Below are 7508 nucleotides of genomic sequence, written 5' to 3' on the forward strand. Positions count from 1 at the left end.
GCAAGGAGGAGAACGCGAACGTGGACGCCGAGCTGACCAACCGGAGCCGGGACGCCATCAACGCGGCCAGCAACCGGGCCGTGACCGAGGGCCACCCCGACCTCACCCCAGCCCACCTGCTGCTCGCACTGCTCCAGGGGCAGGACAACGAGAACATCACCGATCTGCTCGCCGCGGTCGACGCCGACCAGGCGGCCGTACGCGCCGGAGCCGAGCGCGTGCTCGCCGGGCTGCCCAGCGTGACCGGGTCCACCGTGGCGCCGCCCCAGCCCAACCGCGAGATGCTCGCCGTCGTCGCCGACGCGCAGGCCCGCGCCAAGGACCTCGGGGACGAGTACCTCTCCACGGAGCACCTCCTCATCGGCGTCGCCGCGAAGGGCGGCGCGGCCGGCGAGGTGCTGTCGCAGCAGGGCGCCGACGCCAGGAAGCTGCAGGACGCCTTCCAGAAGACGCGGGGGCAGCGGCGCGTGACGACGGCCGATCCCGAGGGGCAGTACAAGGCCCTGGAGAAGTTCGGGACGGACTTCACGGCCGCCGCGCGGGAGGGCAAGCTCGATCCCGTCATCGGGCGGGACCAGGAGATCCGGCGCGTGGTGCAGGTGCTGTCCCGGCGGACCAAGAACAACCCCGTGCTCATCGGTGAGCCCGGCGTCGGCAAGACCGCCGTCGTCGAGGGGCTCGCCCAGCGGATCGTCAAGGGGGACGTGCCGGAGTCCCTCAAGGACAAGCGGCTCGTCGCGCTCGATCTGGGCGCCATGGTCGCCGGGGCCAAGTACCGGGGCGAGTTCGAGGAGCGGCTGAAGACCGTCCTCGCCGAGATCAGGGACTCCGACGGGCAGATCATCACCTTCATCGACGAGCTGCACACCGTCGTCGGGGCCGGTGCCGGCGGCGACTCCGCGATGGACGCGGGCAACATGCTCAAGCCCATGCTCGCCCGCGGTGAGCTGCGCATGGTGGGTGCCACGACCCTCGACGAGTACCGCGAGCGGATCGAGAAGGACGCCGCCCTGGAGCGGCGCTTCCAGCAGGTGCTGGTCGCCGAGCCGAGCGTCGAGGACTCCATCGCGATCCTGCGCGGCCTCAAGGGCCGCTACGAAGCCCACCACAAGGTGCAGATCGCCGACAGGGCGCTGGTCGCCGCCGCCGCCCTCTCCGACCGGTACATCACCTCCCGCTTCCTGCCCGACAAGGCCATCGACCTCGTCGACGAGGCGGCCTCGCGGCTGCGGATGGAGATCGACTCGTCCCCCGTCGAGATCGACGAACTCCAGCGCGCCGTCGACCGGCTGAAGATGGAGGAGCTCGCGATCGGCAAGGAGACCGACGCGGCCTCCCGCGAGCGCCTGGAGAAGCTGCGCCGCGACCTCGCCGACAAGGAGGAGGAGCTGCGCGGCCTGACCGCCCGCTGGGAGAAGGAGAAGCAGTCCCTCAACCGCGTCGGCGAGCTGAAGGAACGCCTCGACGAACTGCGCGGCCAGGCCGAGCGCGCCCAGCGCGACGGCGACTTCGACACCGCCTCCAAGCTGCTCTACGGCGAGATCCCCGCCCTGGAGAAGGAGCTGGAGGCCGCCTCCGAGGCCGAGGAGGAGGTCGCCAGGGACACCATGGTCAAGGAGGAGGTCGGCGCCGACGACATCGCCGACGTCGTCGCCTCCTGGACCGGCATCCCCGCCGGGCGCCTGCTGGAGGGCGAGACGCAGAAGCTGCTCCGCATGGAGGACGAGCTGGGCAAGCGGCTCATCGGCCAGACCGAGGCCGTGCGGGCGGTGTCCGACGCCGTGCGGCGCTCGCGGGCCGGGATCTCCGATCCCGACCGCCCCACCGGCTCCTTCCTCTTCCTCGGTCCGACCGGCGTCGGCAAGACCGAGCTGGCCAAGGCCCTCGCCGACTTCCTCTTCGACGACGAGCGGGCGATGGTCCGCATCGACATGTCGGAGTACAGCGAGAAGCACAGCGTGGCCCGGCTGGTCGGCGCCCCGCCCGGATACGTCGGCTACGAGGAGGGCGGCCAGCTCACAGAGGCGGTGCGCCGCCGTCCGTACTCCGTCGTCCTGCTGGACGAGGTGGAGAAGGCCCACCCCGAGGTCTTCGACATCCTGCTCCAGGTGCTCGACGACGGGCGCCTCACGGACGGCCAGGGCCGCACGGTCGACTTCCGCAACACCATCCTCGTGCTGACGTCGAACCTGGGCAGCCAGTTCCTGGTCGATCCGATCAGCAGCGAGGAGGAGAAGAAGGAGCAGGTCCTGGAGGTGGTGCGGACCTCCTTCAAGCCGGAGTTCCTCAACCGCCTGGACGACCTGGTCGTCTTCGCCGCCCTGACCAAGCCCGAGCTGGAGCGCATCGCGAAGCTCCAGATCGAGCGCCTGGCCAGGCGGCTCGCCGAGCGGCGCCTCACCCTGGACGTCACGCCCGAGGCCCTGGCCTGGCTCGCGGAGGAGGGCATGGACCCGGCGTACGGCGCCCGCCCGCTGCGCCGCCTCGTCCAGTCGGCCATCGGCGACCGGCTGGCCAAGGAGATCCTGTCCGGCGAGATCAAGGACGGGGACACGGTCCGGGTGGACCGGGCCGGCGACGAGCTCCTGGTGGGACCGGCGGCCGGCAAGACCCTCTGACCGGACACTCAGGCACGCGGACGACGGCCCGCCCCCGCACTCCGGGGCGGGCCGTCGCATGCCGCGCTCCGGGGGACCCGCCGGGCGAGCCGCATGCGCGGTATTCGGCCAACTCGGAGCCCCATCCGCACACTCCTCACCCCTCCGCTTCACGGCATCTTCACGATGTCCGGCATGAGTCGAACGACTTTTCGGTCCCAGTCGTCGATTCCGTTCATGGAGCGGTTCTCAGCCACGCCCCGGCGCCCCTCTGTCGCCGTGTTGCCGCTGTGCCTAAAGTGACCGGGCTGCCCCGTGAAGCGGACCTGACCAGTCCGGCCTGGGGCGCTGACCATTCACGGGGGGATTTCAGCCATGCACGTCATCCTGCGCGCCTTCACGCCGCCACCTGTCCGCTGACGGGGAGAGAGCACCTCGCGGCGCGCGCCGGTACAGCGGCGGCTCCCGCACCCTTTCCCGTTTCGGCTTCCCGTTTCGGCGAGAACGCGTTTCCGGTCCACCGGTCGGCATTTCCGTCCGCACGGGTGACCAGCCCCTGGCCGGAGCCCTGCCCGGCCCCACGTGCACCCACTTCAGCCCAGACTTCAGCCCAGAAGGAATGCCCATGCGCAAGATCCTGACCGCAGCCGGTCTCACCACCTCCGCCGTCGCGCTCGGCGTGATGCTGGCCGGCCCGGCGGCCGCCTGGACGGCCTCGACCCAGTTCGACGTCGTCTTCCCCGGCCAGAAGCCGCAGACGACCTACTACGTGGAGAACACCGGCGCGAACACGACGTCGAACGGCAACATGACCGGGAAGTCGGTCGTCTACTGGCAGCTCGGCGTCGACCAGGTGATCGACGGCTCCAAGCGGTTCACCAGCTTCAAGATCACGACCCGGATCGAGGAGCGCCTCTCCAAGACCAGCGAGGACGAAGTCGTCACCAAGAAGACGTGCGACCTGACCGCGGTGGTCAACGACCACTACGCCTGGTCCTTCGACTCCCCGGAGAACACCTGCGTCGCCCCCTCCATCACCTACGACGGTGAGCTGTATTGGTCGTCGGACGCCACGATCGTCTACGACATCGAGGGGGACGCCAAGGGCGCCATCACCCAGGAGCTCCCGGGCACCGCGCTGGTCCACGGCTGACCGACGCGACCCGTCACCCGACACGACACCGCCCCGGAGACACAGACGTGAAACGCAGATCGCTCACGGCCGCCCTCGTGGCCACGGCCTCGGCCACCGTGCTGGTGCTCACCAGCGGCACGGCCGTGCACGCGGAGGAGCCCACCGCCGAGCCGTCGGCGACCGCCACCCCGGCGGACGAAGCACCGGCCAACCCCGTGATCGCCGAGTACAACGGCCGGGAGATCAACCTCGCCGACTCGTGGGAGGGCGCCGGGAGCTGCACCGAACTGCCCAGCGGTGAGGTGCACTGCTACGACTCGGACGCCGAGGCGGTGGCCGACCCCGAGTTGCCCGCCGAGATCCGCGAGCAGACCCGGAAGGCCGCCGCCGCCGCTCCCGCCGGGGCCCGGTCGGCCGCCGCGCCGCCTTCCGGGTGCGTCGCCGACTACTGGTGCCTGTACATGAAGGTCGGCTACAAGGGCAGGCTCCTCCGGCTGTACTCCGACGGGAAGAAGGACCTCGCGGACTGGGGCTGCCGGGACAAGCTGAGCGCCGTCTACTACTGGGTCGGCCGGTACTCGGTGAACTACGGGGACGCGAAGATCACCGACCTGCGCTCCTGGCCCGTCGAGGACCGGGTCCGGCGGCTCGACCCGCCGGGCGGCTGGTCCGACTTCACCAACCTCGACTACCCGGGCGGCGGGCACTGGAACAACAAGGTCGACATCTTCGAGGTCCGGCGCGCCTGACAGGTGCGGGAAGGCTCGGGGGGGTACCCGGTACTCCCCCGACCGGCCGGATCCTGTCAGCCGAGGGCTGACGGGGCCCGTCCGGGGTTGCCACCCCCCTCCCCGCATGGGGGAGGATGGCGGGATCCGTACGAAGGGAAAATCACGGTGACCATCGACCCGTCCTCGATTCCGAACTTCGGGGGCCAGCCCGAGCCGCAGCCGCAAGGACCGGCGGGCCCCGTCGTCCCGGATCAGGACCTCGTGAAGCAGCTCCTCGACCAGATGGAGCTCAAGTACGTCGTCGACGACGAGGGAGACCTCGCGGCGCCGTGGGAGCAGTTCCGCACCTACTTCATGTTCCGGGGTGAGGGAGACCAGCAGGTCTTCTCCGTGCGGACGTTCTACGACCGGCCTCACGAGATCGAGGCCAAGCCGCAGATCCTGGAGTCCATCGACGACTGGAACCGCCGCACCCTGTGGCCCAAGGTCTACAGCCACACCCACGACGACGGCACGGTCCGCCTCATCGGCGAGGCTCAGATGCTGATCGGCATGGGCGTGAGCCTGGAGCACTTCGTTTCCTCGACGGTCAGCTGGGTGCGGGCCGCGATCGAGTTCGACAAGTGGCTCATCGAGCAGCTCGGTCTCGAGGAAGAGATCAACGAAGCGGAGAAGCCCGAGGACGAGGAGTAGGCCCAGCAGGCCTTTCGCCCCAGCGGCGCGTCGGCGCGTACGAACAGGTACGTGCTGTACGCGCCGTATGCCTTTTCTCGACAGCACATGGGAAGGAGACGTCCATGAGCGTCGACGCGATCCTGCACACCGAGTTCCCCAAGGGATACACGGTTCTGTTCGGAGCTGACGAAAAGGTGATCATGACTCCGCGGAGCTTCGAGCACTCCAGCACGATCAAGTCGATGCAGTACGACACGATGATGTCCCTCGGACGCCACGCGAAGACCGTCTCCGACGTTCACATCGACCTCTCCGCCGACGAGAACTCCGCCCCAGACCTGGCCATCCTGCGTGAGGACGCCCGCAAGGAAGGCAAGCGCTACAGCTTCGAGGACGTCCTGCTGATCTCCGAGGTCGTCTCGACCTCCTCCGCACGCAAGGACTACGACGACTGCACCGCGAAGTACGGCCGCTACGGCATCCCGATCTACCTGGTCGTGGACCCGTACGCCCAGGAAGTCGTCCTCCACACCCAGCCGACCGCCACGGGTTACATCGCGGCCCACACCCACAAGTACGGTACGGGCAAGCTCCCCATTCCCCTGGCCGATGGCCGCACCTTCACCCTCGACCTCGATGAGCTCCCGCGCCCGGAGCCCGAGGCGGACCCTCGCTGAATCAGATCTCAAGACGCAGCTCCGCCCATACCGTCTTGCCCACCGGGCTGCGAGGCGTCGACCCCCAGCGCACGGCCAGGACGTCCACCAGGAGCAGCCCCCGGCCGGACTCACCATCGGGAGACGACGAGGGCGCGGCCGTAGGCAGTCGCCTCGCGGAGGCGGCGTCCGCGACCTCGACACGCAGCAGCCCCGCAGCCCGGTCGAGGGCGAGCCGGAGACCGAACTCCCGGCCGGGAACCCGGCCGTGCTGCACGGCGTTCGCCGCGAGCTCCCCGACGACGAGGGCGACCGCACAGGACCCGTCCGACGCCGGCGGGTAGCCCCGTTCCTCCATCCACCGGACGGCGTGCCGCCGGGCGAGCTGCGCACCACGCGGGGAGGAGGGGAACTGCAACGTGAGCGACTGGGTTTCTGTCAGCACGGCCTGTATGTCCTTTTCCTGTCGAGCCGAGGGGTTCCGTGACGCACACGAGTCGTCACGTTCCGTGCACAAGACTCGGCGGATCGTCCTACGCTCGACAGGGGGCGCAGCCTTACTTTTGAGGCCGTAAGGGACGGAAGTGATGCCTTGGCCAACGGAATTGACCCCAGCACGTCGATGGCGGCGCTGTTCGGAGCTCGGGTGCGCAGGCTCCGCATAGCGGCGGGGCTGACCCAGACCCAGCTGGGTGACCTGACGCATGTGGTGAGCACGCGGATCACGCAGATCGAGCGGGCGTCCGGGGCGAAGCCGACGCTGGCACTGGCGCGGGCGCTGGACGTGGTCCTCGGCGCGGACGACCTGCTGGTGGAGCTGTGGCCGTACGTCTACCGGGAGGCGTTCCCGGACTGGTCGCGGAGGTTCATGGAGTACTCGGAGCGGGCGGTGGTCATCCGCGAGTACGCGGCTCATGTCGTGCCGGGCTTGTTACAGACGAAGGACTACGCGCGGGCGGTACTGAGCGTCGGCCGAACGCTCGGCAGCGAAGAGCAGTTGGAAGAGCGGGTCGCCCTTCGCATGGGACGACAGGAGCGTCTGGGCACGCCAGACCGGCCCGAGCTGTGGGTGGTCCTCGACGAGGCGGTGCTCAGGCGTCCGGTCGGCGGCCGGGCGGTGATGCGTGAGCAGTTGGCGCGGCTACTCGGGACCGCTGCGGAAGGTCACATCACCGTGCAGGTACTGCCGTTCGACCAGGGTGAGCACGAGGTCATGGGCGGTTCTCTCACGGTGCTCACCATGCCGGACGGCTCGGAGGTCGCCTACACGGAAGGCGCGCACCACGGCCAACTCATCGAGGATCCGGACGAAGTCAGGTACTTCGCGCTGACTTACGATCGGCTGCGGGCGGCAGCTCTGCCCCCGCTCATGTCGCTCGACATGATCCGATCCGTGATGGAGGACAACCACCGTGGAGCGAACGTCCCGTCCCGATCTGAACGGCGCCGCCTGGCGCAAGAGCAGCTACAGCAATCAGGAGGGCGGCAACTGCGTGGAGGTGGCCGACGTGTTCGAGACCACCGTCCCCGTCCGTGACAGCAAGGTCCCGGCCGGTCCGGCGCTGTGCTTCGAAGCCACCTCCTGGGACGCCTTCATAGGCGAGTTGAAGGCCGAGCACCACCGTCCGTGAGGCAGCCGGGCCCTTGTCCGCGAGGGTCCGGTCGGCCGCTGACCTCCTCAAAGAACCGGGGAAAGAACTACCCACCCACCCAC

General features: G+C 69.3%; 8 protein-coding genes. 7 read left to right on the top strand and 1 reads right to left on the bottom strand.

All coding sequences use genetic code 11. The features are described from left to right. The first annotated feature begins 20 nt into the window (after positions 1–20). From clpB to CCL05_RS19645, 5 genes are all read left to right on the top strand, one after another. Positions 21–2618 (top strand): ATP-dependent chaperone ClpB, encoded by a 2598-nt coding sequence (clpB, locus tag CCL05_RS19625; protein ID WP_086561797.1) that lies wholly within the window; start codon positions 21–23, stop codon positions 2616–2618. Positions 2619–3222: 604 nt separating this feature from the next. Continuing rightward, entirely contained in the window at positions 3223–3750 is a 528-nt protein-coding gene (locus CCL05_RS19630) for a hypothetical protein (RefSeq protein WP_086561798.1), read from the top strand. Between the two features lie 47 nt (positions 3751–3797). Further along, positions 3798–4481, top strand: coding sequence for a hypothetical protein (locus tag CCL05_RS19635; protein ID WP_086561799.1), 684 nt, complete (start codon positions 3798–3800; stop codon positions 4479–4481). Positions 4482–4628: 147 nt separating this feature from the next. Further along, on the top strand, positions 4629–5156 hold the full coding sequence (locus CCL05_RS19640) for a YbjN domain-containing protein (protein ID WP_010032094.1): 528 nt from the start codon (positions 4629–4631) through the stop codon (positions 5154–5156). A 104-nt stretch (positions 5157–5260) separates the two neighbouring features. Beyond that, complete coding sequence (locus CCL05_RS19645) at positions 5261–5815, top strand: Uma2 family endonuclease (protein WP_086561800.1); 555 nt, start codon at positions 5261–5263, stop codon at positions 5813–5815. Between the two features lies 1 nt (position 5816). Here the strand turns inward: CCL05_RS19645 and CCL05_RS46270 are convergent, their stop codons facing one another. Next, complete coding sequence (locus CCL05_RS46270) at positions 5817–6239, bottom strand: ATP-binding protein (protein ID WP_244204329.1); 423 nt, start codon at positions 6237–6239, stop codon at positions 5817–5819. Positions 6240–6416: 177 nt separating this feature from the next. Between CCL05_RS46270 and CCL05_RS19655 the strand changes: the two genes are divergently transcribed. Together CCL05_RS19655 and CCL05_RS45250 are read left to right on the top strand one after the other, a co-directional pair. Then, positions 6417–7331 (top strand): helix-turn-helix domain-containing protein, encoded by a 915-nt coding sequence (locus CCL05_RS19655; RefSeq protein ID WP_086561801.1) that lies wholly within the window; start codon positions 6417–6419, stop codon positions 7329–7331. Continuing rightward, positions 7294–7425: a DUF397 domain-containing protein gene (locus tag CCL05_RS45250; protein ID WP_244204331.1), complete on the top strand. Its 132-nt coding sequence runs from the start codon at positions 7294–7296 to the stop codon at positions 7423–7425. Before CCL05_RS19655 ends, CCL05_RS45250 begins: the two co-directional genes overlap by 38 nt. The last annotated feature ends 83 nt before the right edge of the window (positions 7426–7508 follow it).

Origin of the sequence: Streptomyces africanus (assembly GCF_002150735.1) — a bacterium.
GTDB classification, from domain to species: domain Bacteria; phylum Actinomycetota; class Actinomycetes; order Streptomycetales; family Streptomycetaceae; genus Streptomyces; species Streptomyces africanus.